The sequence below is a fragment of the Pseudomonas sp. 1176_21 genome, assembly GCF_052850635.1.
Map to the genome: position 1 here is coordinate 788,942 of NZ_VXCV01000001.1, position 24,038 is coordinate 812,979.

At 64.9% G+C, this 24,038-nt stretch carries 20 protein-coding genes; 9 read left to right on the forward strand and 11 right to left on the reverse strand.

Annotation, left to right across the window (positions count from 1 at the left end; translation table 11 throughout):
* Positions 1–279: 279 nt before the first annotated feature.
* Complete coding sequence (locus FW760_RS03715) at positions 280–1,419, reverse strand: glycerate kinase (protein ID WP_302099008.1); 1,140 nt, start codon at positions 1,417–1,419, stop codon at positions 280–282.
* 134 nt (positions 1,420–1,553) lie between these two features.
* Positions 1,554–2,654 (reverse strand): sugar diacid recognition domain-containing protein, encoded by a 1,101-nt coding sequence (locus FW760_RS03720; protein WP_446443599.1) that lies wholly within the window; start codon positions 2,652–2,654, stop codon positions 1,554–1,556.
* Positions 2,655–2,814: 160 nt separating this feature from the next.
* On the opposite strand from FW760_RS03720, the gene FW760_RS03725 reads away from it, so the two are divergent.
* Positions 2,815–4,119: an MFS transporter gene (locus FW760_RS03725; RefSeq protein ID WP_078480999.1), complete on the forward strand. Its 1,305-nt coding sequence runs from the start codon at positions 2,815–2,817 to the stop codon at positions 4,117–4,119.
* Between the two features lie 135 nt (positions 4,120–4,254).
* A complete protein-coding gene (locus FW760_RS03730) occupies positions 4,255–5,262 on the forward strand; it encodes an aldo/keto reductase (RefSeq protein WP_043862758.1) in 1,008 nt (335 codons plus the stop codon).
* On the opposite strand, the gene nahK is transcribed toward FW760_RS03730, so the two are convergent.
* The 3 genes from nahK to FW760_RS03745 form a co-directional block, all read right to left on the reverse strand.
* Positions 5,240–7,888: a hybrid sensor histidine kinase/response regulator NahK/ErcS' gene (gene nahK / locus FW760_RS03735; RefSeq protein WP_078481000.1), complete on the reverse strand. Its 2,649-nt coding sequence runs from the start codon at positions 7,886–7,888 to the stop codon at positions 5,240–5,242. The genes FW760_RS03730 and nahK overlap by 23 nt on opposite strands.
* On the reverse strand, positions 7,818–8,981 hold the full coding sequence (gene nosP, locus FW760_RS03740; protein WP_054914528.1) for a nitric oxide-sensing protein NosP: 1,164 nt from the start codon (positions 8,979–8,981) through the stop codon (positions 7,818–7,820). The genes nahK and nosP overlap by 71 nt, the downstream gene beginning before the upstream one ends.
* Positions 8,982–9,200: 219 nt before the next feature.
* Complete coding sequence (locus FW760_RS03745; RefSeq protein ID WP_043860154.1) at positions 9,201–10,382, reverse strand: porin; 1,182 nt, start codon at positions 10,380–10,382, stop codon at positions 9,201–9,203.
* A 337-nt stretch (positions 10,383–10,719) separates the two neighbouring features.
* Here FW760_RS03745 and FW760_RS03750 point away from each other — a divergent pair, with 337 nt between their 5' ends.
* Together FW760_RS03750 and FW760_RS03755 are read left to right on the forward strand one after the other, a co-directional pair.
* Positions 10,720–11,790 carry an enoyl-CoA hydratase/isomerase family protein gene (locus tag FW760_RS03750; protein ID WP_043860155.1) on the forward strand — a complete coding sequence of 357 codons (1,071 nt, stop codon included), beginning with the start codon at positions 10,720–10,722 and terminating at the stop codon, positions 11,788–11,790.
* Between the two features lie 16 nt (positions 11,791–11,806).
* The gene (locus FW760_RS03755; protein WP_043860156.1) at positions 11,807–12,958 is read left to right on the forward strand and encodes an acyl-CoA dehydrogenase family protein; all 1,152 of its coding nucleotides are present in this window, start codon (positions 11,807–11,809) and stop codon (positions 12,956–12,958) included.
* Between the two features lie 67 nt (positions 12,959–13,025).
* Here FW760_RS03755 and FW760_RS03760 read toward each other — a convergent pair whose 3' ends face one another.
* The 3 genes from FW760_RS03760 to pedF are packed head-to-tail and all read right to left on the reverse strand — an operon-like array spanning position 13,026 to position 15,157.
* Positions 13,026–13,952: a quinoprotein relay system zinc metallohydrolase 1 gene (locus FW760_RS03760; RefSeq protein WP_043860157.1), complete on the reverse strand. Its 927-nt coding sequence runs from the start codon at positions 13,950–13,952 to the stop codon at positions 13,026–13,028.
* A gap of 8 nt (positions 13,953–13,960) precedes the next feature.
* Positions 13,961–14,716 carry a quinoprotein dehydrogenase-associated SoxYZ-like carrier gene (locus FW760_RS03765; RefSeq protein WP_043860158.1) on the reverse strand — a complete coding sequence of 252 codons (756 nt, stop codon included), beginning with the start codon at positions 14,714–14,716 and terminating at the stop codon, positions 13,961–13,963.
* Positions 14,717–14,719: 3 nt separating this feature from the next.
* On the reverse strand, positions 14,720–15,157 hold the full coding sequence (pedF, locus tag FW760_RS03770) for a cytochrome c-550 PedF (RefSeq protein ID WP_043860159.1): 438 nt from the start codon (positions 15,155–15,157) through the stop codon (positions 14,720–14,722).
* 273 nt (positions 15,158–15,430) lie between these two features.
* Between pedF and exaA the strand changes: the two genes are divergently transcribed.
* Together exaA and FW760_RS03780 are read left to right on the forward strand one after the other, a co-directional pair.
* Positions 15,431–17,302, forward strand: coding sequence for a quinoprotein ethanol dehydrogenase (gene exaA / locus FW760_RS03775; RefSeq protein WP_043860160.1), 1,872 nt, complete (start codon positions 15,431–15,433; stop codon positions 17,300–17,302).
* A 102-nt stretch (positions 17,303–17,404) separates the two neighbouring features.
* Entirely contained in the window at positions 17,405–18,055 is a 651-nt protein-coding gene (locus tag FW760_RS03780) for a pentapeptide repeat-containing protein (RefSeq protein WP_043860161.1), read from the forward strand.
* Positions 18,056–18,072: 17 nt separating this feature from the next.
* Here the strand turns inward: FW760_RS03780 and FW760_RS03785 are convergent, their stop codons facing one another.
* A complete protein-coding gene (locus FW760_RS03785; RefSeq protein ID WP_043860162.1) occupies positions 18,073–18,717 on the reverse strand; it encodes a response regulator in 645 nt (214 codons plus the stop codon).
* Between the two features lie 156 nt (positions 18,718–18,873).
* Between FW760_RS03785 and FW760_RS03790 the strand changes: the two genes are divergently transcribed.
* Positions 18,874–19,410 (forward strand): PQQ-dependent catabolism-associated CXXCW motif protein, encoded by a 537-nt coding sequence (locus FW760_RS03790; RefSeq protein WP_353226972.1) that lies wholly within the window; start codon positions 18,874–18,876, stop codon positions 19,408–19,410.
* Between the two features lie 45 nt (positions 19,411–19,455).
* Positions 19,456–20,121, forward strand: coding sequence for a response regulator transcription factor (locus FW760_RS03795; RefSeq protein ID WP_043860164.1), 666 nt, complete (start codon positions 19,456–19,458; stop codon positions 20,119–20,121).
* Here the strand turns inward: FW760_RS03795 and FW760_RS03800 are convergent, their stop codons facing one another.
* On the reverse strand, positions 20,122–20,925 hold the full coding sequence (locus tag FW760_RS03800) for a hypothetical protein (protein WP_052504202.1): 804 nt from the start codon (positions 20,923–20,925) through the stop codon (positions 20,122–20,124).
* 592 nt (positions 20,926–21,517) lie between these two features.
* Here FW760_RS03800 and FW760_RS03805 point away from each other — a divergent pair.
* The gene (locus FW760_RS03805) at positions 21,518–22,591 is read left to right on the forward strand and encodes a 3-deoxy-7-phosphoheptulonate synthase (RefSeq protein ID WP_302099006.1); all 1,074 of its coding nucleotides are present in this window, start codon (positions 21,518–21,520) and stop codon (positions 22,589–22,591) included.
* Between the two features lie 133 nt (positions 22,592–22,724).
* On the opposite strand, the gene FW760_RS03810 is transcribed toward FW760_RS03805, so the two are convergent.
* Entirely contained in the window at positions 22,725–23,879 is a 1,155-nt protein-coding gene (locus FW760_RS03810) for a hypothetical protein (protein WP_213607476.1), read from the reverse strand.
* Positions 23,880–24,038 lie beyond the last annotated feature (159 nt).

The following is a 24,038-nucleotide window of genomic DNA, read 5'->3' on the forward strand; positions in this document are numbered from 1 at the left end:
CCCCACCTGATTAAAATTAGGCGAGTTTCTATTGGTATAGTCAATCTCACAGGGACTATTGCAGCGAGCGTGCCAACTGGCGAAGTGCCTTGTTTAAAGGGGTTTAGTTATAAAGCGGCAAGTAATCGGGTGTTGTATTCGAGGGCTAGTGTCGGGAGGGTGTTGCCAGGCGAACAGTTGCCAGTTGCTGATCTATGTATATAACCGGCAAGGCCGGCGCCTACAGGTTGGCCGCTGTCTGTAGGCGCCGGCCTTGCCGGCGAAGCAGTAATGGGCTTGTTACAGACCCTGGTGCAAGGCCCACAGCCGAGCGATGTCCCGCGCCCTGTCACGCAGCAGCGGCGCCGCCTGCTCGCACGCCTGCTGCAGGCTCATCGGCCCGCTGGTCAACGCAAATGCCGCATCGATGCCATGCTCATACAGCGCCTGGTAGCCCTCGCCCAGGGTGCCGGCAATCACCACCACCGGCACGCCGTGACGCCTGGCTATGCGCGCCACACCGAACGGGGTCTTGCCGCGCAGGGTCTGCGCATCGAAGCGCCCCTCTCCGGTGATCACCAGGTCGGCACCGCGTACCGCCGCCTCCAGCCCGGCCAGCTCGGCCACCACTTCGACCCCAGCACGAAACTGCGCGCCCATGAAGGCCTTGGCCGCAAAGCCCATGCCGCCCGCTGCGCCACAGCCCGGAAACGCCCGAACGTCTTCCTCCAGCAGGCCGGCGCAATGGTCGGCAAAGTGCCCCAGTGCATGGTCGAGCAAGGCGACCTGGGCGGGGCTCGCCCCCTTTTGCGGGCCGAAGATCGCCGAGGCACCATTGGCCCCGCACAGCGGGTTGTCGACGTCTGCGGCCACCTCCACCTGCACGTCGAGCAGGCGCGGGTCCAGCCCGCTGCTGTCCAGCCGGGCCAGGTGCGCCAGGGCCAGGCCGCCCGGTGCCAGTTCAGCGCCCTGGGCATCGAACAGCCGCAGCCCCAGCGCTCGCAGCATGCCACTGCCGGCATCGTTGGTGGCACTGCCGCCGATGGCCAGGATGATGCGCTGTGCCCCGGCATCCAGCGCCGCGCCGATCAGCTGCCCGGTGCCATAGGTGCTGCTGCGGCATGCATCGCGCTGGGCGAGGCCGAGCAGTTGCAGGCCGCTGGCCTGGGCCATTTCGATGATGGCGGTGTGGCTGTCGGCCAACCAGCCCCAGTGGGCCAGTACCGGTGAGCCGAGCGGGCCCTGCACCTGCAGGCTGCGCTGTTCGCCGCTGCAGGTCGCCACCAGGGCCTGCAGGGTGCCCTCGCCGCCATCGGCCATCGGGCAACTGACCAGCTCGGCCTGTGGCAAGGCATCGGCCAGCCCCCGGGCGATGGCAGCGGCCACGTCTTCGGCGCTCAGGCTGTCCTTGAACGAGTCGGGGGCGATGACGATTTTCATGCGGTGTGCTCCTTATCCAGATGAGCTGCATGCTGACAGTTGCGCCGGCGGCGGGCGTCGGTCGGATGCACAGGCGGGCGCAGGGTTATTTGTTCAGTTGGACAATGCACCGACCAAGCGGCCCGCACAGGCAATCAACTGTTCACGGGCAACAACTGCAACCCCAGGTACAGGCTCAGCATCCCTTCCAGCCGCATCGGGTCCACCCCGCTCAACTCGGCCACCCGTTCCAGTCGGTAACGCAAGCTGTTGCGGTGAATGCCCAGCGCCTCGGCGCACGCCTGGCTCTGCCCGTCGTGGGCGCACCAGGCCCGCAGGGTGGCCAGCAGCTGCCCGTTGCTGTCCTTGGCACGCAGCCGTTGCAGCGGTTTCAGCAGTTCGTCCAGTGCATCGTCGTTGCGATGACGCCACAACAGCGCCGGCAGCCGATAGCGCGCCAGGGTCAGCAGGCGCTGGCGGGGCAGTACCTCGCGCCCGTAGGCAAGCAGGTCGCGCACCCGACGATAACCGCGGCGCAGGTTGTCCAGCCCTTCGGCCGGGCCAGCCACTGCCAGGCGCTGCACGGTCCAGCCCTGGGCCTGCATCTTGTCCAGCAGGCGCTGTTCGTCCAGCGCCACCGTCGCCGGGCGGCACCACAGCAACGATTGACGTGCCGGGCTCACGCACCAGCTGTCGGGGTAGCGCAGCATCAGCCAGGCCGCCAGCGGCTCGGCCGCCGGGCCCTCCTCCAGCTCGAACAGGCACGGGATACGCGTGAGCTGGGGTTTGAGACCCAGTTGCCGAGCCTCGTCCACCAGCCGGGTGGCGTCGCCGTTGCCGCCCAGCAGCAAGGCCAGCAGGTCGTCGCAGCGCTGCTTGCGCCATTGCTGCTGCACTTGCAGGTGCCGTTGGGCCAGCAGCATCTCGGCGGTCATGCGCACCAGTTCGGCGTAGGTGCGCACCTGCTGCGGGTCGCCGGTGATGCCGAGCACGCCGATCAGGCGCCCGTCCAGCAGCAGCGGCAGGTTCACACCCGGCTGCACGCCCTTGAGGCATCTGGCGGCCTCTTCGTCGAGCTCGACGATGCGCGCGTTGGCCAGCACCAGTTGCGCGCCTTCGTGGCGGGTGTTGATACGCTGCGCCTCGCCACTGCCCAGGATCAACCCCTGGCTGTCCATGACATTGACGTTGTAGGGCAGAATGGCCATCGCACGGTCGACGATATCCTGTGCCAGGTCGTGGTCGAGCTCGAACATGGGCGGATCCTTGTGGTCGCAATGGTTGGTCGAGGGCACAGCGGTGCAGCGCAAAGGCTGTGCAAAAGCACAAAGACAGCGTCCTCTGGCTCAAACAGACTCGTCATGACAACTGCCTCGACGCAGTTGCGGCGATAAACATAAAAACAGAGAGAGAATCATGTCATACCGCCCTGCCCCTGACCAAGGCCACGACATCGACCGCAACGCGCTGTACCGGCGCATCACCCTGCGGCTGATCCCGTTCATCTTCATCTGCTACCTGTTCAACTACCTGGACCGCGTCAACGTCGGCTTCGCCAAGTTGCAGATGCTCGACGCGCTGAAGTTCAGCGAAACCATCTACGGCCTGGGTGCCGGCATCTTCTTCATCGGCTACGTGCTGTGCGGCCTGCCCAGCAACCTGGCGCTCAACCGCTTCGGGCCACGGCGCTGGATCGCGCTGATGATGATCGCCTGGGGCACGCTGTCGACCTGCCTGCTGTTCGTCACCACCCCCATGGAGTTCTACGTGCTGCGCCTGTTCACCGGCGCCGCCGAAGCGGGGTTCTTCCCGGGTATCGTGCTGTACCTCTCGCGTTGGTTCCCGGCGCAGCGGCGCGGGCGCATCATGGCGCTGTTCATGTCGGCGATCCCGGTGTCGGGGCTGCTGGGCGGGCCGTTCTCGGGGTGGATTCTCAACCACTTCGCCGCCGGCCAGGGCGGCCTGGCCGGCTGGCAATGGATGTTCCTGATCCAGGGCGTGCCTACCGTGGTGCTCGGCTGTCTGGCGATCGTGCTGCTCAGCGATGGCTACGCCAAGGCCGGCTGGCTGACCCCGGCGCAGCGCCAGGCGGTTGAGGCCGACCTGAACGCTGACGCGGCGGCCAAGCCGAAAACCGCCAGCGACAGCCTGCTGTCGGTGCTGGCCAACCCGTTGATCTGGACCTTCGGCTTCATCTACTTCTGCATCCAGAGCGGCGTGTATGCGATCAACTTCTGGCTGCCATCGATCATCAAGAACATGGGTTTCGACGATGCCCTGCTGATCGGCTGGCTGAGCGCCATCCCGTACCTGCTGGCCGGGCTGTTCATGCTGCTGGTGGGGCGTTCGGCAGACCTGCGCAACGAGCGGCGCTGGCACCTTGTGGTGCCGATGCTGATGGGCGCGGTGGGGCTGCTGATGGCGGTCAACTTCGCCCACAGCCCGGTGATCGCGATTCTGGGCCTGAGCATCGCGACCATGGGCGCGCTCACCGGCCTGCCGATGTTCTGGCCGATGCCCACTGCCCTGCTCACTGCGGGCACTGCGGTGGCGGGCCTGGCGATCATCAACTCGGTGGGCCAGATGGCCGGGTTCCTCAGCCCGTACCTGGTGGGCTGGATCAAGGACCAGACCGGCTCGACCGACGTGGCGTTGTATTCGCTGGCGGGGTTGATCGTGGTGGGCAGCCTGGTGGCGCTGCGGGTGTCGCGCTCCAGCTGACGACCGCTTCGCCGGCAAGGCCGGCTCCTACGGGCCTGAGGGCCGTTCACACGATTGTGCGGGAGCCGGCCTTGCCGACGAAGCTTTCAACCCTGTAAAACAGCTCGACCCCCTCCCGCAAAAGGATGCTCGAGCATGATCTACCGTCCCCTGGGCCGCAGTGGCCTGCAGGTTTCCGCCCTCACCCTGGGCAGCATGATGTTCGGCGAGCAGACCAGCACCGAAGACTCGCTGCGTATCATCGACAAGGCCTGGGACCAGGGCATCAATTTCATCGATACCGCCGACGTGTACAACGCCGGCCGCTCCGAAGAAATCGTCGGCGAAGCCATCGCCCGCCACCGTCACGACTGGGTGCTGGCCTCCAAGGTCGGCTTCGGCCCGGTCGACGGCCTGCCCAACCGCAGCGGCCTGAGCCGCAAGCATATCTTCAATGCCATCGACACCAGCCTCACGCGCCTGGGCACCGATTACCTGGACATCTACTACCTGCACCGCGAAGACCACGCCACCCCGCTGGAGGTCAGCGTGGCAGCCATCGGCGACCTGCTGCGCCAGGGCAAGATCCGTCACTGGGGCGTGTCGAACTTTCGCGGCTGGCGCATCGCCGAGGTGTGCAACCTGGCCGAACGCCTGGGTATCCCCAAGCCTGTGATCAGCCAGCCGCTGTACAACATCGTCAACCGCCAGGCCGAAACCGAGCAGTTCACCGCTGCAGCCTTTCACGGCCTGGGCGTGGTGCCCTACAGCCCGCTGGCGCGTGGGGTGCTCAGCGGCAAGTACGCCCCCGACGCCACCCCGGACGCCAACAGCCGCGCCGGGCGCCAGGACAAGCGCATCCTCGAGACCGAATGGCGCAGCGAGTCACTGGCCATCGCGCAGAAGATCCACGCCTATACCCAGGCCAAGGGCGTAGGCATGGTCGAGTTCGCCATTGCCTGGGTGCTCAACAACCAGCACGTCAGCTCCGCCATCGTCGGCCCGCGCACCGAAGCGCAGTGGGACACCTATGGCGGTGCGCTGCAGGTGAAGATCACCGCCGAAGACGAAGCCTTCATCGATTCGCTGGTTACCCCCGGGCATGCCTCCACCCACGGCTACAACGACGCAGCGCACTTCGTCAGCGGGCGCCAGCCACGCTGAGTTCGCAACCGATCAGGTGGCTGATGGCGGCCTTGAGCTTCATCGGCCGCACCGGTTTGTGCAGCAGGCTGTGGCCCAGGTCGCGCACCTGCTGCTTGAGCTCCACGCTGTAGTTGGCAGTGATCATCAGGGCCGGCAACGGCGTGTGCCGCTGCGTATTGATCGACCCGACCGCCTCCAGGCCATTGCGGTCGTTGTCCAGGTGATAGTCGACGATCAGCAGGTCGGCCCACTCGCTGTCCAGTGCCACCTGGCGGGCCAGGTCCTGTTCGCTCAGGGCGGTGACCACCGAGCAGCCCCACTGCTCCAGCAAGCTGCGCATGCCCGCGCAGATCGCCGCATCGTTGTCCACCACCCAGATACGTGCGCCGTCCAGGCGTTCGGTCAGCGGCTCGACCTGTGACGGTTGCGGCTCGCGCCGGGGCGCACGCTTGCTGCGCGGCACCTCGATGGAGAACACCGAGCCTTTGCCCGGCGTGGAGCGCAGGTGCACGCGGTGGCCGAGAATGCCGGCGATCTTGTCGACGATGGCCAGGCCCAGGCCCAGGCCGCGATCCTGGTCGGGACGCTGCAGGTCGCCGCGCTTGAACTCCTGGAACACCTCGGCGCACTTGTCGGGGGCGATGCCGATGCCGGTGTCCCATACCTCGATGAACACCCGCTGCCCACGTCGCCGGCACCCGAGCATCAGGCGCCCCTGCGGGGTGTAGCGGATGGCATTGCTGAGCAGGTTGCGCAGGATGCGTGCCAGCAGCTGGATGTCGCTGCGCACCCGCAGGCTGCTGCGCACGTAGCTCATGCGCAAGCCTTCGCTGGCGGCGGCATGGGCGTACTCGGCGGCCAGGTTGTCGAGCAGGTCGCTGACGGCGAAGGTCGCGACATCGGCCTTGATCACCCCGGCATCGAGCTTGGAGATGTCGACCAGGGTGCCCAGCAGGCTTTCGACGTCATCCAGCGAATTGCTGACGTTGCGCACCAGCGCCGGGCTTGCACAGTTCTGCTCCTGCAGCGCGCTGGTGAACAGGCGCGCGGCGTTGAGCGGTTGCAGCAGGTCGTGGCTGACCGCGGCAAGGAACTTGGTCTTGGACAGGTTGGCCTGGTCGGCCTCCTGCTTGGCCTCGCGCAGGCGCGCTTCGGCGCGGCGCCGCTCTTCGATTTCGCGCAGCAGTTGCTGGTTGAGCTGGGTGAGTTCGGCGGTGCGCTCGCGCACCCGCAACTCCAGGTTCTGGTAGGCCTGGTGCAGGGCTTCGGCGGTACGCCGGCGTTCGGTGATGTCGCGGATCAGCACGAAGATCCCCACCACCTCGCCGCTGGCCAGCTGGTTGGGCACATAGGAACGCAGCATGTAGCGCTCCTGGCCGTGGGCGTTGGTTTCGGCGAACTCGAACGTCACGCTCTCGCCCGACAGTGCCCGCTCCACGTAACTCTCCAGGCGCTGGTAATGCTCGGCGCTGTGCACCTCGCGCAGGCTCTGGCCGAGCATTACCCCGCGCGGCCAGCAGTACCACTGCTCGTACACCTTGTTGGTGAACTCGTAGACCAGGTCGGCGTTGAGGTAGGCGATCAGCGCCGGCACGTGGTCGGTGATCAGGCGGATCCAGCGCTCGCTCTCGCTCAGCGCCTCGGCATGCTGATAGCGCTCGGTGATGTCGGTGAAGGTGTTGACGAAACCGCCGGCCGGCAGCGGATGGGTACGGATTTCGAGCATGCGCCCGTCGAACAGGCGCTGCTCCAGTTCATGGATGCTGCGCCCGTTGGCATCGGTGCTGGCCGGGGTGAGCAAGGCCAGCTCGCTGTCGGCGATCACCTCGGCAAAGTCGCGATGGGCGGCAATCGGGGCCAGCCCGCTGAGTTCCAGAAAGCGCCGGTTCCACAACTCCAGCACGCCGTCGGCATTGACCATGGCCACGCCCTGGGACAGGTTGTCGACCGCACGCTGCAGCAGGTGCGACTTCTGCGCCACGGCCTGTTCGCGGCGCTGGGTTTCGCTGAGCTTGATCTGGGTGATGTCGGTGAACAGCATCACGCAGCCGCCGCCCTGGGTCGGGCGCTCGCTGACCTGCAGCCAGCGCCCGCCCTGCAGGCGGTACACCATGTGCTCGGCGCTGGGGCCGCGTTGTTCTTCGCAGAACAGCCCGGTGCTCTGCATCAGCCGCTTGATCTCGGCCAGACGCATGCCGCCGATGATGCGGATGCGGCTGTTGGCCCAGAACGCCTTGAAGCGCTGGTTGAACAGCACGATGCGCTGCTGCGGGTCGAACAGCACGAAGGCGTCGGAAATGCTTTCGATGGCGTCCACCAGGTACTGGTGCGCGGTTTCGGCGCGCAGCCGCGCATCGCTGAGCAGGTGGTTGCTGGCCTTGAGTTCGGCCATGGCCTGGTTCAGCGCATCGGTGCGCTCGCGCACCTGCTCGGCCAGCACCACCGAGTGCTGGAACGCCGCATAGGAGTCGTCCGGGCGCGCGGCGCCCGATTCCTGGCGTTCGATCAGGGCGGCGTTGATACGGCTGAGCTTGCGGTTTTCATGCTGCAAGCGGGCGATCAGCGCGGCCTGGTCAATGTCCACGGCGTGCACGGGGCTGGCCAATGGCGACGCCGGTGAACGTCTGGTTGATGTGCATGCCATTGAACTGTTCTCCATAGGAGTTGAACCCCACCACAGGCTGCTGCTGCAAAAAGGCGCCGACGGCTTCGAACTCTGCGCTGCCTTCCAGCTCCAGGCGGCGCAGGAAGCAGTCGCAGCCGATGGTCAGCAGCAACGGCCCGAGGCGTTCGCGCAAGCCGTCGAACAACGCGCTCAGGTTGGGCAGCAGGGGCCCGGGGCGCATGGCGGTGAGCACGATGCCGTTCTCCACCGCGCAGTAGAAACTCAGGCTGCCGTCGTCGTGCACCTGCTGGATGGCCCGCACGTAGTAGCGCTCGTTGATGCGCACCGCCAGCGGGTGGGCGGCGAAGGTGCGGTGGTCGAGCTGTTCGGGGGGCACGCCGATCAGCGCGGCGTATTCCTGCGCGGCGGGTTCGGCATTGAGCTCGTAGACCCGGCGCAGGGTACTGTCGGCGCGGGTGACCACGAGCTTTTCCTGACGCGGCTGGATGTGATGGGTGGTGAACACCTCGAAATCCAGGCAGGTATTGACCAGCAGCACCACGGCAGCGCTGCTGTGGAAGGCGCCGTCGAAGTACACATGGGTGTGGTGCAGGTAGTTGTCGTCGCCGGCCGAGCCGCCGAAATGCGGGATGTCGCCCAGGGCGGCACTGAGGGCGGCAAGCACGGTTTCCTCACGGCTGGACAGCCCGTCGAGCAGGGTCAGGGCGAAGCTGTGGCCCTTGATCGGGGCCAGGGTGTTGCTGCGACAGTCGCCCACCAGGCGCTCGACCATCTGCTGCGCGTCGATCAGGCTGAAGTACTGCATGGGGGCGATGAGTTCGGCGGCAATCGAGAACATCCGGTAATCGAAGCCCAGCGCGGTGATGCAGCCGCGGCCGTAGCCTTCGGGGGTGATTTCGCCGGCGCTGGTGCAGCCTGCCAGGCGGATGCCGCCCAGGCTCTGTTGCAGCGAGTGGGCCAGGGCTGGCAGGTCGTATTCGGCGGAGCAGAAGAACAGCACGAAGCCCAGGTGCGGGTGCAGCAGCTGACGGGCCAGGTCCTGTGCGGCCTCTTCGGCGACACTGGCGCGCGAGACGGCACTGACAATGCCCTCGGCGGGGGGGTGGTGCATGACGGCCTCCGGCGGGGGCTTTAACGGATGGGCCCAGTGTACGAAGGGGCTGGAGGGGGTCGAATGCTACTTGGGTAGTGGGTGGGGGTGGCATTGGTTGTAGGTTTGCAAGGGGGGGGCCCTTTCGCTGGAACGCCGGCGCCCACAGGTTTGCCACTGACATGAAGAACAGTGGCATCGCTGTGGGCGCCGGCTTGCCAGCGAAGGGGGCGACGCGGTTTACCAGGTCAGCACGGCACCCAGGGCCAGCGTATCGGTGTCTTCGTTCTGGCTGCTGCCCTCATGCCCGCGGATTTCGAACTGGTTGTATTCGGCTACCAGGGTGAGGTTGGCATTGATGTCGCGGAACAGCGCGATGCCGCGGGTCTCGTAGTCGGCACCGGTGTTGACCGCGCCGTTGCCGTCGTCCTTGGTCTTGCCGTACGACAACGCCAGGCGGTTCTTGCCGAACTTGTACGAGCCCTGCATCAGGTAGCCCTTGCTGTCGACCTCGCGCAAGGTGGCTTCCCCGGCGTTGTTGGTGAAGAACGGGTTGATGCCCTTGGCGGTGAAGCCGGAACCGGTCAGCGAGAAGGCGCCCATCTTGGCCTGTACGCCATAGCCCAGGCCCTTGGAGGTCACCGAGTCGACGTTGTGGTCGGTGTTGTCCGAGGTCTGGTAGCCACCGTTGATCCAGCTGTAGATCTTGGCGCCCCCCAGGTCGAACTGGTAGGTGATCTCGCTCTCGGTGCGCGGATTCTTCTGGTAGGCCTTGCCCACCGCGCTGTCATCGTTGGTATCGACCGGGTCCATGATGCCCACGGCGATGCGCAGGCCATCCATCACCGGGGTGCGGTAGGTGATCTGCGCAGTGGGGAACGGGTACGGGTAGCCGGTGCCGATGTTGCCGAACGATACACCGCCACCGTCCACCAGGCCGAGGGTGTCACTGACCTGGCCATAGCCGGCCAGCAGCTCGTCGAGCAGGATGTTGGAACGGGCGAACAGGCCGAAGTCCTTGCCGATCAGTACCTCGCCCCACTCCGAATTGGTCACGGTGCCGTAGAACTGACGCACGTCGATGGCCGTGTCGGTGCCGTTGGTTTCACTGTCGTTGATGGTGACCCAGAACGAAGCGCGCCCGCCCAGCTTGAGGTCGTCGATCTGACGGGTCATGTTGAAACCCAGGTAGTTGGGCAGAAAGCCCATCTTGACCCGGGACTGGCGACGGTCGAACTGCTCGCCGTCACGGTCGACCTTGCTGTTGACGTAGAAGGCGTTGATGTAGCCGTCGGTGGAAAAGGTCGTGTCGTCCTTGTCGTACAGCATGATCTCGGCCTGGGCCAGCGGGGTCAGGCCCAGCGCGGCAAGGCTCGCCACCAAGGGCAGGAAACGTGTATGGGCATTCTTATTGTTGTGCATGACGCTCTCCGCAAACGGGTGGACGGTTGTCGGAGGCGATTATCGAAAAGCGGCGCCGCGCGCCCTACGCTGCCTTGGGGGCAAGGCGCTGCTGCTTTGGCGAGGCGCGAGGTGCCAGGCACCGGGGAACTAATCCTGTGTCCGCCAGTGTCACAAGGCTAAAGTGCCAGCACCCGCTCCGGATGGCCGAGACCACCATGCAAAAATGCAGACAGGCACTGCAGTTTTGTCGATTGTAATGGGCAAAATTGCACTGTTACGATCCGACGATCCTTGAATTCATCTCCACGGCGCGACAAATCATGTGGAAAATCAATAACAAAGCAGGGAGACAGCGATGACCGCGCAAGCGCATTCCCCGGTCGATACCAACGTACTGGCTACCGTACGCAACCATGTAGGCCATCTGACCCTCAACCGCCCCGCCGGCCTCAACGCCCTGACCTTGCCGATGGTGCGTCAGCTGCAGCAGCAGCTCGACGCCTGGGCCGTCGACCCGCAGGTTCACGCAGTGGTACTGCGTGGCGAAGGCCCCAAGGGTTTCTGCGCCGGCGGCGACATCCGTTCGCTGCATGACAGCTTCAAGGCAGGCGACAGCCTGCACCGCGACTTCTTCGTGGAGGAGTACGCGCTGGACCTGTGCATTCATCACTACCGCAAGCCCATCGTTGCCCTGATGGACGGCTTTACCCTGGGCGGCGGCATGGGCCTGGCCCAGGGCGCGGAGCTGCGTGTGGTCACCGAGCGCAGCCGCCTGGCCATGCCCGAAACCGGCATCGGCTACTTTCCGGACGTGGGCGGCAGCTATTTCCTGTCGCGCATCCCCGGTGAACTGGGCACCTACCTGGGGGTGAGCGGCGTGCAGATCCAGGCGGCCGACGCGCTGTACTGCGGGCTGGCCGACTGGCACGTCGACAGCGCCAGGCTGAGCACCCTGGATGAACGCCTGAACACGCTCAAATGGAGCGAACACCCGCTCAAGGACCTGCAGGGCGTGCTGGCCAGGCTGGGCACCCAGGCCCTGGACAACCCTCCCCTGGCTGCGCTGCGCCCGGCCATCGACCACTTCTTCGCGTTGCCCGATGTGGCCAGCATCATCGAGCAACTGCGTGCCGTGACCGTCGGCGACAGCCACGAATGGGCACTCAAGACCGCCGACCTGCTGGCCACGCGCTCGCCCCTGGCGATGGCGGTGACCCTGGAGATGCTGCGCCGCGGGCGCCACCTGAGCCTGGAGGACTGCTTTGCGATGGAGCTGCACCTGGACCGGCAATGGTTCGAGCACGGCGACCTGATCGAAGGTGTACGCGCGCTGATCATCGACAAGGACAAGCAGCCTCGCTGGAACCCCGCCACCGTCGCCGAGCTTTCACGCTCGCGGGTGGATCAATTCTTCGAAGGCCTGTGAGGGCCGGAGTACGCACATGCAAGACCTGGAACTGACTGAAGAACAGATCATGATCCGCGACATGGCGCGCGACTTCGCCCGTAACGAGATCGCCCCGCATGCCCAGGCCTGGGAAAAGGCCGGCTGGATCGACGATGGCGTGGTGGCCAGGATGGGTGAGCTGGGCTTGCTGGGCATGGTGGTGCCCGAGCAATGGGGCGGCAGCTACACCGACTACGTGGCCTATGCACTGGCGGTGGAAGAGATTGCCGCCGGCGATGGCGCCACCGGGGCGTTGATGAGCATCCACAACTCGGTAGGCTGCGGCCCCCTGCTCGCCTATGGCAGCGACCTGCAGCAGCAGACCTGGCTGGAGCGTCTGGCCACCGGCCAGGTGATCGGCTGCTTCTGCCTTACCGAACCCCAGGCCGGCTCCGAGGCGCACAACCTGCGCACCCGTGCCGAGCGCGTGGGTGACGAGTGGGTGATCAACGGGTCCAAGCAGTTCGTCAGCAATGCGCGGCGCGCGGGCCTGGCGATCGTGTTTGCGGTGACCGACCCGGAGCTGGGCAAGAAAGGGTTGTCGGCGTTTCTGGTGCCGACCGACAACGAAGGTTTCGTGGTCGATCGCAGCGAACACAAGATGGGCATTCGCGCCTCGGACACCTGTGCGGTGACCTTGAACAACTGCCGTGTGCCGGCAGCCAACCTGCTGGGCGAGCGTGGCAAGGGCCTGGCGATCGCGCTGTCCAACCTTGAGGGTGGGCGTATCGGCATTGCGGCTCAGGCGCTGGGCATTGCGCGTGCGGCGTTCGAGGCGGCGCTGGTGTATTCGCGTGACCGCATCCAGTTCGGCAAGCCGATCAACGAGCACCAGAGTGTGGCCAACCTGCTGGCCGACATGCAGGTACAGCTCAATGCGGCGCGGTTGTTGATACTGCATGCGGCGCGTTTGCGCAGTGCGGGCAAGCCGTGTTTGAGCGAGGCTTCGCAGGCCAAGCTGTTTGCTTCGGAGATGGCCGAACGGGTGTGTTCCAAGGCCATCCAGGTGCATGGTGGGTATGGTTACCTGGAAGACTACCCCGTGGAGCGATACTACCGCGATGCGCGGATCACCCAGATCTATGAGGGCTCGAGCGAGATTCAGCGCATGCTGATTGCGCGGGAGTTGAAGCACTATCCGTTGTAAAGGCGCGGTTTGATGTGATGCCGGGCCACCATGGCCTGTCAGCCTTGTTGGCCCGGCCCCAGACCTTCTAGCGGTCCACCCGTTTGAGCACCTGCCGCTCATACTGCGGGTACAGATGGCTCACGCTGCGAATGAGCTCGTACTGACTCAACGCTATGCCCGCAAACCGCTGGGGTATCGGCGTGGCAATCACCTCGGTCATGTCCAGCCCCTGCGCCGCACTCTCACGCATCACCTTGTCCAGCCACCCCAGGTAATCAACCATCTGTGCAAACGGCGCACGGTCCGTGGCCAGCGGGCCGTGCCCCGGTACCAGCACCTTCCACGGCAACGCTTCGAGCCGCTGCAGATCCTGTAGCCACACCGCCAGGCCAGGGGTGTTGGGCGTGGTCAGCGCACGCTGGTAGAACAACAGATCGCCGGCAAACAACACTCCGGTCTTCTCGTCGAACACCGCCAGGTCGGCACCGCTGTGACCGGTCAAGGCCAGCAGCCGCAGCCGGTGCGAACCGAACGCACGCTCACCCGCCGCCACCGGCTGGTCGGGCAGGCGTACCTGGGTGCCACGCATCCAGTCACCCACCATGCGGTACATGTTCTCGGCCAGGCCATCACCCTGCTCCTCCAGCAACTGCGTGGTGCCAGGCAGTGCACCGACAGGCACACCGGCAAAGGCCTGGCTGCCCAGCGCATGATCGGGGTGGTGATGGGTCAGCAGTACCTGCACCACCGGCTGGTCGGTGACGCTTTCGATGGCTTTGCGCAAGGCCTGCCCATAGCGCAGCGACGGACCGCTGTCGATCACCACCACGCCAGCCTCGGTGACGATGAAACCGGTGTTGACGATGTTGCCGCCGTTGGTACGGGAGAAGTGCTCGGTGCTGCCCTCCAGCACATAGGTGCCGGCCGCGATCTGGCGCGGCGCCAGGTGATAGTCCAGGTCGGCCAGGCTCGGCAGGCTGACACACGCCAGCAACAGCAACAGTGCTCGCATCACGGTCCTCACTCGATGGCAGCGTCGAACTGGTTGCCGTTGTTGTCACGCAGCACCAGGCGGGTAGCCCCCTGGTTGAGCAGGTCGAAGCCCAGGCTGGGGTTCTCGCTCACGGCAGGAAACAGTTCGAGGGTGGCCAGCGACTGGCCCTGGGCATCGAACAGCTCGGCGTGTTCGATGAAGAATTCGGGGATGCCGCCAGTCAGGCCGTTATCCATCGGATGCGACACGTCCAGGCGCACGCGGCTGAAGGCTTCGCGCGGGTAGCGTGCCCCCAGTACCTGGCCCAGACGCTCTTCCCAGCCGGGCTGGCTGCGTACCACGCTGGGCGCCGTGCAGCCACCGCCGGCGGCATCGATCAGGCTCGAACCGATGTGCCAGGTACCGTCATCGGTCAGCACGGCCGCCCGCAGCGGGGTGGCCTGCTCGATGCGTATGCGTACCGCCAGCCACGGCAGAACCTGCGGGCCGGGATGGAAATCGACGACCCGCGGTATCGGGTTGAGTTCGGCCCACACGAGTATGCGCTGCACCTTGCCCGGCAACGCCCGGGCATCGACCTGCAACGGCACTTGTCGGGCGTCCTCGGCGAATGGCGGGGCAATCACCCGCACGCGCTCATCAAAGACGTAGGGCTCATCCTGGAGCCACTGTTTGCGATAGAACTCCCACATCACCGATGGCACCGGATCGGCACCCGGCTGTATTGCACAGGCCGGGCCGGCCAGCAGCAACGCGGCCAACAGCAACGGTACCCGGCGCATGGCCTATTCCTCGATGTGCACGCTGTCAAGGTAGGTACGCACCGCCCACAACGCTTCCTGGCTCAGGTAGTCGGCCATCTTGGGCATGTACACGCGCCCGTCACGCACCGCGCCGTTGCGTACCCGCTCCACGAACCATTCATCGCCCGCCTCGCCCTCGTCCAGCAGGCGCAGGTCGGGGGCGATGCCACCGGACTTGGCTTCCAGGCCGTGGCAGGCCGCGCAGTTCTGGTTGTAGGCCGAGGCGCCGATGGACACTGCCTCGTCATGGTTGGGGCCGTTGCGGTAGGGGTTGGTTTCACGCCACTCGTCACCGAGTTTTTCCAGGGTGCCGGTGTTGACCGCCGACGGGGTCACGTTGCCATGGGCGAACACCGCCCCGGTACTCATCAGGCCGGCCATCAGCACGGCGCTCATCCAGGCGTTTTTCACTGTTGTCATTGTTCTGCCCTCGACTGCTTTGTCTGTACGGTTTGCACGCAGGCACCTCGCGATACCGGGGTGCTGCCGGGCATCTTAGAAAGCGCACTCCAGCGCCCCCATGCTGCTTTGGTGGTCGCGTGCTACTCCCTTGGTAGTAGGGCTTGTGGGGCAGTGCCAAATCATGCGCCGACTGGGACATTTTCCCGCTCAGGGCGGGAGTTTTTCCGTATCTGCGCAGGCGGCGACGATCCAGTCTAGGCAGGCACAAAACCTCCATTGGGAACACCCACTATGACAATAAGATCGTTACCCGCCGCGCTTTCCCCACTGTCCATGGCTGTGCAGGCCGTCCTGCTGGTCTCGAGCCTGGCCCTGGCACCGGCGGCCAACGCCAAGCCGGTGACCTGGGAAGACATCGCCAACGACCACCTCAACACCCAGAACGTGCTGCAGTACGGCATGGGCACCAATGCCCAGCGCTGGAGCCCGCTGGCCATGGTCAACGACAAGAACGTGTTCAAGCTGACCCCGGCCTGGTCGTACTCCTTCGGTGACGAAAAGCAACGCGGCCAGGAATCCCAGGCGATCATCAACGACGGCGTGATCTACGTCACCGGCTCCTATTCGCGGGTGTTCGCCCTGGATGCCAAGACCGGCAAGCGTCTGTGGACCTACAACCATCGCCTGCCGGACAACATTCGTCCGTGCTGTGACGTGGTCAACCGTGGCGCTGCCATCTTCGGCGACAAGATCTACTTCGGCACCCTCGATGCCCGCGTGATCGCGCTGAACAAAGACACCGGCAAGGTGGTATGGAACAAGAAATTCGGCGATCACAGCGCCGGCTACACCATGACCGGCGCCCCGACCCTGATCAAGGATCAGAAGAGCGGCAAGGTGCTGCTGATTCACGGCAGCTCCGGTGACGAATTCGGCGTGGTCGGCCAGCTGTATGCCCGCGACCCGGAAACCGGTGAAGAAGTGTGGATGCGTCCGTTCGTCGAAGGCCACATGGGCCGCCTGAACGGCAAGGACAGCACCCCTACCGGCGACGTCAAGGCGCCGTCCTGGCCGGACGATCCGACCACCGAGACCGGCAAGGTCGAATCCTGGAGCCACGGTGGCGGCGCCCCATGGCAAAGCGCAAGCTTCGACCCCGAAACCAACACCATCATCGTCGGCGCCGGCAACCCTGGCCCGTGGAACACCTGGGCACGTACCTCCAAGGACGGCAACCCGCACGACTTCGACAGCCTGTACACCTCGGGCCAGGTCGGCGTCGACCCGACCACCGGTGAGGTCAAGTGGTTCTACCAGCACACCCCGAACGATGCCTGGGACTTCTCGGGCAACAACGAACTGGTGCTGTTCGACTACAAGGACAAGGACGGCAAGCAGTACAAGGCCACCGCGCACGCTGACCGCAACGGCTTCTTCTATGTGGTGGACCGCACCAACGGCAAGCTGAAAAACGCCTTCCCGTTCGTGGACAACATCACCTGGGCCAGCCACATCGATCTCAAGACCGGTCGCCCGGTCGAAAACGAAGGCCAGCGCCCTGCCAAGCCATTGCCAGGCGAAACCAAGGGCAAGCCGGTGGAAGTCTCGCCACCGTTCCTGGGCGGCAAGAACTGGAACCCGATGGCCTACAGCCAGGACACCGGCCTGTTCTACGTACCGGCCAACCACTGGAAAGAGGAATACTGGACCGAAGAAGTCAACTACAAGAAAGGGTCGGCCTACCTGGGCATGGGCTTCCGCATCAAGCGCATGTACGAGGACCACGTAGGTTCGCTGCGTGCGATGGACCCGACCACCGGCAAGGTGGTGTGGGAGCACAACGAGCGCCTGCCGCTGTGGGCCGGCGTGCTGGCCACCAAGGGCAACCTGGTGTTCACCGGTACCGGCGACGGCTACTTCAAGGCCTTCAACGCCAAGACCGGCGAAGAGCTGTGGAAATTCCAGACCGGCAGCGGCATCGTTTCGCCACCGATCACCTGGGAACAGGATGGCGAGCAGTACATCGGCGTGACCGTCGGCTACGGCGGTGCAGTACCGCTGTGGGGTGGCGACATGGCCGAGCTGACCAAGCCGGTGGCACAGGGTGGATCGTTCTGGGTGTTCAAGATTCCGGCCTGGGATACCAAGACCGCCAAGCGTTGATCTGAGCGTTTTCGCGGGTCAAGTTCGCCACCACAAGGGATCACCAAACCTGTGGGAGCGGGCTTGACCCGCGTCTGCTTTCAAACTGCCAAGGAGATTCCCATGAAGTATCTGCCCCTAGTGCTCGCCGTCGCCCTGTCCCCGGCTTTTGCTGCCGACGACGAACTGGAACCACAGCCGCTGAAGATCAACGGCTGCATCATCCAGCCTGAAAGCCAGTGCCCCGGCGCCAACCTGCAGAACGCCGACCTGAACAACCAGGACATGCGCAAGATGAACCTGGCCGGTGCCGACCTGCGTGGCGCCAACTTGCGTCACGCCAAGCTCGACCTGGCCAACCTGGAGAAAGCCAACCTGCAAGGCGCCAACCTCACCCGTGCCAGCCTGCAGCAAACCAACCTGCGCGTGGCCAACTTCACCGATGCCACGCTGATCGCGGTCCAGGCCTGGGGCATGTACGCCCAGGGCGCCAACTTCAATGGTGCCAACCTCAGCGCCGCCTACCTGGAGTTTGCCCGCCTGTCCGGCGCCAAGCTGCACAATACCAACCTGCAAGCCGCCGACCTGGAAATGACCTGGCTGAGCAGGGCCGACCTTGTGGGGGCGAACCTGGCCGATGCCAACCTGCAGGAAGCCAAGTTCGGTGAAAGCAACCTGGAGAAAGCCGACCTGCGCGGCACTCGCCAGCACTACGCCAACTTCCAGGACAGCAACATGGAAGGCTGCCAGGGTTGCCCGAGCACCTGGGACTAGGTGCCTGCGTACACAGCCTACGCCGCTATACGCAGCAGGCCGGCTTCGATTGCCAGGTGCACCAGTTCGGCATGGGAGCTGACCTGCAGCTTGCTCTTGAGCAAGGTCAGGTAGTTGGAGACGGTCTTGGCGCTGATGCACAGCTGCTGGGCTATCAACCGGGTCGGCGTGCCCTTGGCCAGCATCAGGAAGATTTCGATCTCGCGCTGGGTCAGCCCCTGCAGCCGAGCATTGCCGCCACCCTGCCCCGGGTGCGGCTGGCAGGCCAGCTGGGTGGCCAGCGGTTGCTCGATGTAGGCATGCCCCGCCAGTACCCGGCGCACGGCTTCAAGCACCACCGCCGGCGCTGCCGCCTTGGACAGAAACCCGCAGGCCCCCGCGTCCAGTGCCTGGCGAACCAGGCCCAGCTCGGTGTGTTCGCTGAAAAACAGCACACGCAGTTGCGGCAGGCGCTGACGCAGGCGCCGGGTGGTTTCCAGGCCGCTGATGCCGGGCAGGTCGAAGTCCATGATCACCAGGCCGGGCAGTTCCTCCTGCACCTGCTGCAGGGCCTCCTCGCCGCTGCCGGCCTCGCGAACTGGCAGGCCATTGAGCCCTTCGCCCAGAAAGTGGGCCAGGCCCAGGCGGATCATCGGGTGGTCGTCGACCAGCAAGATGCCCATCGCGCAGTACTCCTGTAGTGGCTATACCCCATGCTAGAGCCGCTGGCGAGCACGGCCGCTACTACTTTGGTACTGCCCGCGCTGTCGATGGTCGCATTCACAAAGCGCCAGTACTGGCCTGTAATACCAGGCATAACAAAAACGAGACTGCCGACCATGCTGCTGCGTGCCTTGTTCGCTTCTGCCTGCCTGACCCTGGCGCTGCCCGCCAGCGCCGACACGGCGCTGTTCACTGCCGACGGCTACCGCGCCACCCTGTACCGCAGCCCTACCCCCGATAAGGCGCCGTCGGCGCAGACCCTCGATACCGCGCAGCTGCAGGCCCTGCTGCAACAGCAGCCACCGCCGTTGCTGATCGACGTGTACAAGCGCCCCTGGCTGCATGGCCGGTTCATCGACAGCGAGCCGCATGCCAACCTCCCCCACAGCCACTGGCTGGCCAACACCGGCGATGGCCAGCTGGACGCCGCCTGGGCCCGCTATTTCAGCCGCCACCTGCAACGCCTGAGCCATGGCGACAAGCAGCGCGCCATCGTCTTCTACTGTCGCTCCGATTGCTGGCTGAGCTGGAATGCGGTCAAGCGCGCCGATGCACTGGGCTACACGCGGCTGTACTGGTACCGTGATGGCCTGGATGCCTGGGAGAATGCCGGGCTGCCGGTACACCCCGCGACACCCGAAGCGTTCCCCTGACTACTGTCTGCCTAGCGGTCAACCACAACAATAAGGTGCAAAGCCATGTACAAGATTCTGATCGCCGACGACCACCCGCTGTTTCGCGAAGCGATCCACAACGTCATCACTGACGGCTTCCCTGGCAGCGAGGTCATGGAAACCGCCGACCTGGACAGCGCCCTGAGCCTGACCGGCCAGCATGACGACCTGGACCTGATCCTGCTGGACCTGAACATGCCCGGCATGCATGGCCTTGGCGGGCTGATCAACCTGCGCAACGAGGCGCCGACGATCCCGGTGGTGATCGTCTCGGCCGAGCAGGACAAGCAGGTGGTGCTGCAGGCAATCACCTATGGCGCGGTGGGGTTCATCACCAAGTCGTCGCCGCGCTCGCAGATGACCGATGCCATCGAGCAGATCCTCAACGGCAACGTGTACCTGCCGCCCGACATCATCCGCACGCAAAAAAGCACCGGCCGGCGCAACCAGAGCGAGCATGCAGGCTTTGCCCCGGAGCTGCTGCAGGCGCTCACCCGCAAGCAGTTGCTGGTGCTCGAGCGCATGACCAAGGGGGAGTCGAACAAGCAGATCGCCTACAACCTGGATATCGCCGAGACCACGGTCAAGGCCCATGTCTCGGCGATTCTGCGCAAGCTCAACGTGCACAATCGGGTGCAGGCGATTCTCAGTGCCGGCGATATCGACTTTACCGCCTATCTGCGGCGCTGATCAGCCGGCGCCAGGCAGCGCGAGGGTCTTGCCGCTGCCCACCGGCCCCATCGTCAACAGGGTTTCGGCCAGGGTCATGGGAACGATCATGTCCTTGGCGTTCTGCGCCTTGTAGTTGATGTCGGCATCGATGTGCTGTTGCACCTGCGCCGCATAGTCGGCCGGATACTGGGCCTTCTCGATTGCCGGCAGGCTGTTGTAGTGAGCCTGCACTTGCTTGAAGAAGTCCGTCATGCGGCCGGTGGTGTTGTATTCCTGTTGCGCCTTGTCGCTGACCTCGCGACGCCACGCCTGCTCCTGGCGGGTGGACTCCTCGAACGCGGCGCGCCGTTCGTTGACCGTGAAGGTGCCGCTGTCATCGTAGGTGATCAGCGCCAGTTGCTCGCGCGACAGGCCGGCGAACGGGTTTTCAACGGTCTTGCTGCCCACGGTCAGCGTCGCGTTCACGAACGCAGTGGCCTGTTCGGCCCGGGCCAGCAGCTCGGGGTCATCGGTGGCCGGTACTTCCTTGTCGTGGGCGGCCTTGTTGGCCGAATACGCAGCGCCGGTAATCTTGTCGAGCAGCGACCTGGCCAACGCACCGAGTGCCGAATGGCTCAGGCCGGTATCGCGCTCGCTGGCACGGGTGGCACTTGCGGCCAGTTGACGGGCCAGGTTGGAGACACTGCTGGTATCCTGCCCGGCGTAGGCATTCAGGGCCCTGGCGCTGCTGCTGTTGCCATGGTTGATGCCAAGGCTGGTAGGGAGGGGGCTTGCACCGGTGGTGCGGGTGGTAATGGCCGATGTGTAGTCGTTCACATGCATCGGGAGACTCCATGTGGTGGTATGCACGTCTGTGCGGCGTGCGCTGACAACGCTCCGGTGCCAGCAATCGGGCGCAAGCCTAACGCCATTTGCCGGTTGCATCCAGTTGCGCGCCTGAAGTAAGCTCGGGCAATCAACTGGAGCACAGCATGTCGTCTATTTCCCTCACTCAAGCACTGCACACAGGTCGCGTATCGCACCTGGCGGCTGTGCCTGCGTGCGCGGCACTGCCTGCCAGCGGCTTTTATTTTGGGTATTGGTTTAGCCACAGGCGCCGCTGATACCCACACCGGCGCCCACTCCCAGGGCCGCCGAACACGAGAATACTCAACCCCCGGTCGGCCCTGCCCACCGGGGGTTTTGTTTTGGGCGCCGTACACCACCGACATCGATGAGGATTGCAGCATGAACCACAGCACCTATTACCGTTACCAAAGCCTTGCCTGGCGATTTAGCCACTGCCGTTCGGGCCAGCCAGCCGCCTCCGACCGGTCGAGTACAGGTGGCACGCAAACACCGACACGAAATCGAACATCTCGCTAGGGCCGAAGGCGCGGGACCGAACCCGCCTTCCGCCCAAGGAAAACCGACCATGCAAGCGTCCACCCAAGCCCTGAACCTGTCCCAACCCCAGGCTGTCGCAGCCAACAGTAGCCTCAACCTGCGCCTGCCCAGCCCGTTTCAGCTCAAGCAGCAACTGCCCTTGTCCAGCGCCCTTGGCGGCCAGGTCGAGCGCCACCGCCAGGCGGTGAAGGCGATTCTCGACGGCGAGGATGATCGCCTGCTGGTGATTGTCGGCCCCTGCTCGCTGCACGACCCCCACGCTGCCCTCGAATACGCCGAACGCCTGGCCGCCCTCTCCCGCCAGGTCGATGACCAGTTGTTGCTGGTGATGCGTGCCTATGTCGAAAAGCCTCGCACCACGGTGGGCTGGAAAGGCCTGGCATACGACCCGCACCTGGATGGCAGCGATGACATGCAGGGTGGCCTTGCACTGTCCCGCCAGCTGATGCTGGGCATGCTCGAACGGGGCCTGCCGGTGGCTACCGAACTGCTGCAGCCGATGGCAGCAGGCTACTTCGATGACCTGCTGAGCTGGGCGGCCATCGGGGCACGCACCACCGAATCGCAGATTCACCGCGAGATGGTCAGCGGCCTGGGGCTGCCGGTCGGATTCAAGAATGGCACCGACGGCGGCGTGGGCATCGCCTGCGACGCCATCCGCAGTGCCGCGCATGCCCACCGCCACTTCGGGCTGGATGCCCAGGGGCATCCGGCGATCGTCGAGACCCTTGGCAATCCTGATACCCACCTGGTGCTGCGCGGCGGCCACCAGGGCCCCAACTACGATGCCGCCAGCCTGGAGCAGGCACGCCAGGGCCTGCACAAGGCCGGCATCCGCCCACGCCTGATGGTGGACTGCAGCCATGCCAACAGCGGCAAGGACCCACTGCGCCAACCTCAAGTGTTCAATCAGGTGCTGCAGCAACGCTTGCAGGGTGACCGCTCGATCATCGGCATGATGCTCGAAAGCCATTTGTTCGAGGGTTGCCAGGCACTGGGCAAGGCCCCCCTGCGCTACGGTATATCGATCACCGATGGCTGCCTGGGCTGGGGGGCCACAGAAGCCTTGTTGAGCGAAGCGGCCACTAGCCAACGCGGGTAGACACCTGTCGCCCCGACGAGGGCGCCTCGGCGCCCCTCACATAGGCAGAATGTTAAGGGGCAGGCAGGTCAGACGTACTGGTCCTGCCGTTCCAGCTTGCCCAGGGGCAGTGGGTTGGCCGCTGTCGCGTCGATTACCGAAGGGCCTGATCGTTCGGGTCGTAGATGAATAGGCGTCCATCTGTGGGCATCGGGCGCAACTGAAGCAACGGCAAGGTACGGCCCGTATCGGCGAAGTAGTCGGTCTGGAACCGCTTGCCACCTGCCAGGCCATCGCCCGCAAAGTAACTGGCCCTGCTGTAGAGCAGCGCCTCAAGCGGCAATCCAAGCGGCGCACCGGCGGGCCAGGCCGCTACAACCATTTCATTCCAGCCAAGGCCATCGTTGAGCTGTTGGCGGATCTCGTTGGCCACCCGAAATTGTTGCGCCGCCGGGGAGAACCAACAACCTGAGTATGGGCTGCCACGGAAGCGCGCCAACCATGCCGCTGCCGAATCGATCCCCGCTGAGGCGCAAGAAAGCCGGAAGTCGCACATATCGGCCCGCCCGCCAGTGCTACCATCGAAGGGGTACACGCACCGTAGAGACAAGGGTCTGGTCGCCGGTGCCGCTTCTTCACGTATCACCAGCCCCTGCGCCTTGTAGGTACGCAGCACCTTGCTGTCGGCGCGAAAATAACTGAAGGACACGCCATTGCCGCGTACCGAATTGGAGCTCGGGTTCCACGCACGGAAGTTGCCGACATCGGTCGTGCGCAGCAGTACACCACGGCAGTAGAAGGCGCCCCGATTGCCCCGGCAGGTGTCGTCGCCATTGCCGGTGTCGAGGTAGCGTGTGTTGAGCCGTGCCGCCACCCGGTAGCCATTGTCCAGTTGGTCTTGCTGACTGAAACCGAAGACCTGCCCCTGCGGTTCGCCAAGCTGCAAGCGCAGTAGCGGCAGCCATGTACCGGTGGCCTGGAAGTAATCGCGTTGGCTGCTCTGGGCGCGCAACAGACTGCCGGCTTGCCCGGGGTCATAGAACACGCCCTGGATCGCGAGTTGCCCCGGCGCCTGCGCATTCCAGCCGTTCACCACCACCTCGCCCAGGTTGGCCGCTGGCTGGGTGGCCTGGTACGGCTTGCCGTGGGCCAGCGCCGTAAAGCGATCAAACAGCAAAAAACCCGCGCCCGAGCCCAATGTCGTCGGCACATGGTCTTTGCGCACAAAGATGAAGCGCATGTCGGTGCCTTCGGCGGCGTCAGGCACCCAGAACTTCTCGGCCTGGTTGGGCATCAGCGTGCGCAGCACGATGCCGCTGCAGGCAAAGGCAGGTGCGCGCCCCACGCACTGGGACGCGGTACTGGCGTAGCGCGCATTCAGCAGCGCGGCGGTTTGTGCACCCCCAAGGGCATACGCTGCACTCTGTACAAGGCACAAGGTGCAGCCCAGGCACAGTGAACGCATCAG

What these genes read in the sequence shown, in the direction of transcription:
- FW760_RS03765 (WP_043860158.1), bottom strand. Translation starts at nt 14,716, where the DNA reads ATGCGCCGGGTACCGTTGCTGTTGGCCGCGTTGCTGCTGGCCGGCCCG.
- FW760_RS03805 (WP_302099006.1), top strand. Translation starts at nt 21,518, where the DNA reads ATGCAAGCGTCCACCCAAGCCCTGAACCTGTCCCAACCCCAGGCTGTC.
- exaA (WP_043860160.1), top strand. Translation starts at nt 15,431, where the DNA reads ATGACAATAAGATCGTTACCCGCCGCGCTTTCCCCACTGTCCATGGCT.
- nosP (WP_054914528.1), bottom strand. Translation starts at nt 8,981, where the DNA reads ATGCACCACCCCCCCGCCGAGGGCATTGTCAGTGCCGTCTCGCGCGCC.
- FW760_RS03720 (WP_446443599.1), bottom strand. Translation starts at nt 2,654, where the DNA reads ATGTTCGAGCTCGACCACGACCTGGCACAGGATATCGTCGACCGTGCG.
- FW760_RS03755 (WP_043860156.1), top strand. Translation starts at nt 11,807, where the DNA reads ATGCAAGACCTGGAACTGACTGAAGAACAGATCATGATCCGCGACATG.
- nahK (WP_078481000.1), bottom strand. Translation starts at nt 7,888, where the DNA reads ATGGCATGCACATCAACCAGACGTTCACCGGCGTCGCCATTGGCCAGC.
- FW760_RS03725 (WP_078480999.1), top strand. Translation starts at nt 2,815, where the DNA reads ATGTCATACCGCCCTGCCCCTGACCAAGGCCACGACATCGACCGCAAC.
- FW760_RS03745 (WP_043860154.1), bottom strand. Translation starts at nt 10,382, where the DNA reads ATGCACAACAATAAGAATGCCCATACACGTTTCCTGCCCTTGGTGGCG.
- FW760_RS03785 (WP_043860162.1), bottom strand. Translation starts at nt 18,717, where the DNA reads ATGGGCATCTTGCTGGTCGACGACCACCCGATGATCCGCCTGGGCCTG.
- pedF (WP_043860159.1), bottom strand. Translation starts at nt 15,157, where the DNA reads ATGACAACAGTGAAAAACGCCTGGATGAGCGCCGTGCTGATGGCCGGC.
- FW760_RS03730 (WP_043862758.1), top strand. Translation starts at nt 4,255, where the DNA reads ATGATCTACCGTCCCCTGGGCCGCAGTGGCCTGCAGGTTTCCGCCCTC.
- FW760_RS03790 (WP_353226972.1), top strand. Translation starts at nt 18,874, where the DNA reads ATGCTGCTGCGTGCCTTGTTCGCTTCTGCCTGCCTGACCCTGGCGCTG.
- FW760_RS03760 (WP_043860157.1), bottom strand. Translation starts at nt 13,952, where the DNA reads ATGCGAGCACTGTTGCTGTTGCTGGCGTGTGTCAGCCTGCCGAGCCTG.
- FW760_RS03795 (WP_043860164.1), top strand. Translation starts at nt 19,456, where the DNA reads ATGTACAAGATTCTGATCGCCGACGACCACCCGCTGTTTCGCGAAGCG.
- FW760_RS03780 (WP_043860161.1), top strand. Translation starts at nt 17,405, where the DNA reads ATGAAGTATCTGCCCCTAGTGCTCGCCGTCGCCCTGTCCCCGGCTTTT.
- FW760_RS03800 (WP_052504202.1), bottom strand. Translation starts at nt 20,925, where the DNA reads ATGCATGTGAACGACTACACATCGGCCATTACCACCCGCACCACCGGT.
- FW760_RS03750 (WP_043860155.1), top strand. Translation starts at nt 10,720, where the DNA reads ATGACCGCGCAAGCGCATTCCCCGGTCGATACCAACGTACTGGCTACC.
- FW760_RS03715 (WP_302099008.1), bottom strand. Translation starts at nt 1,419, where the DNA reads ATGAAAATCGTCATCGCCCCCGACTCGTTCAAGGACAGCCTGAGCGCC.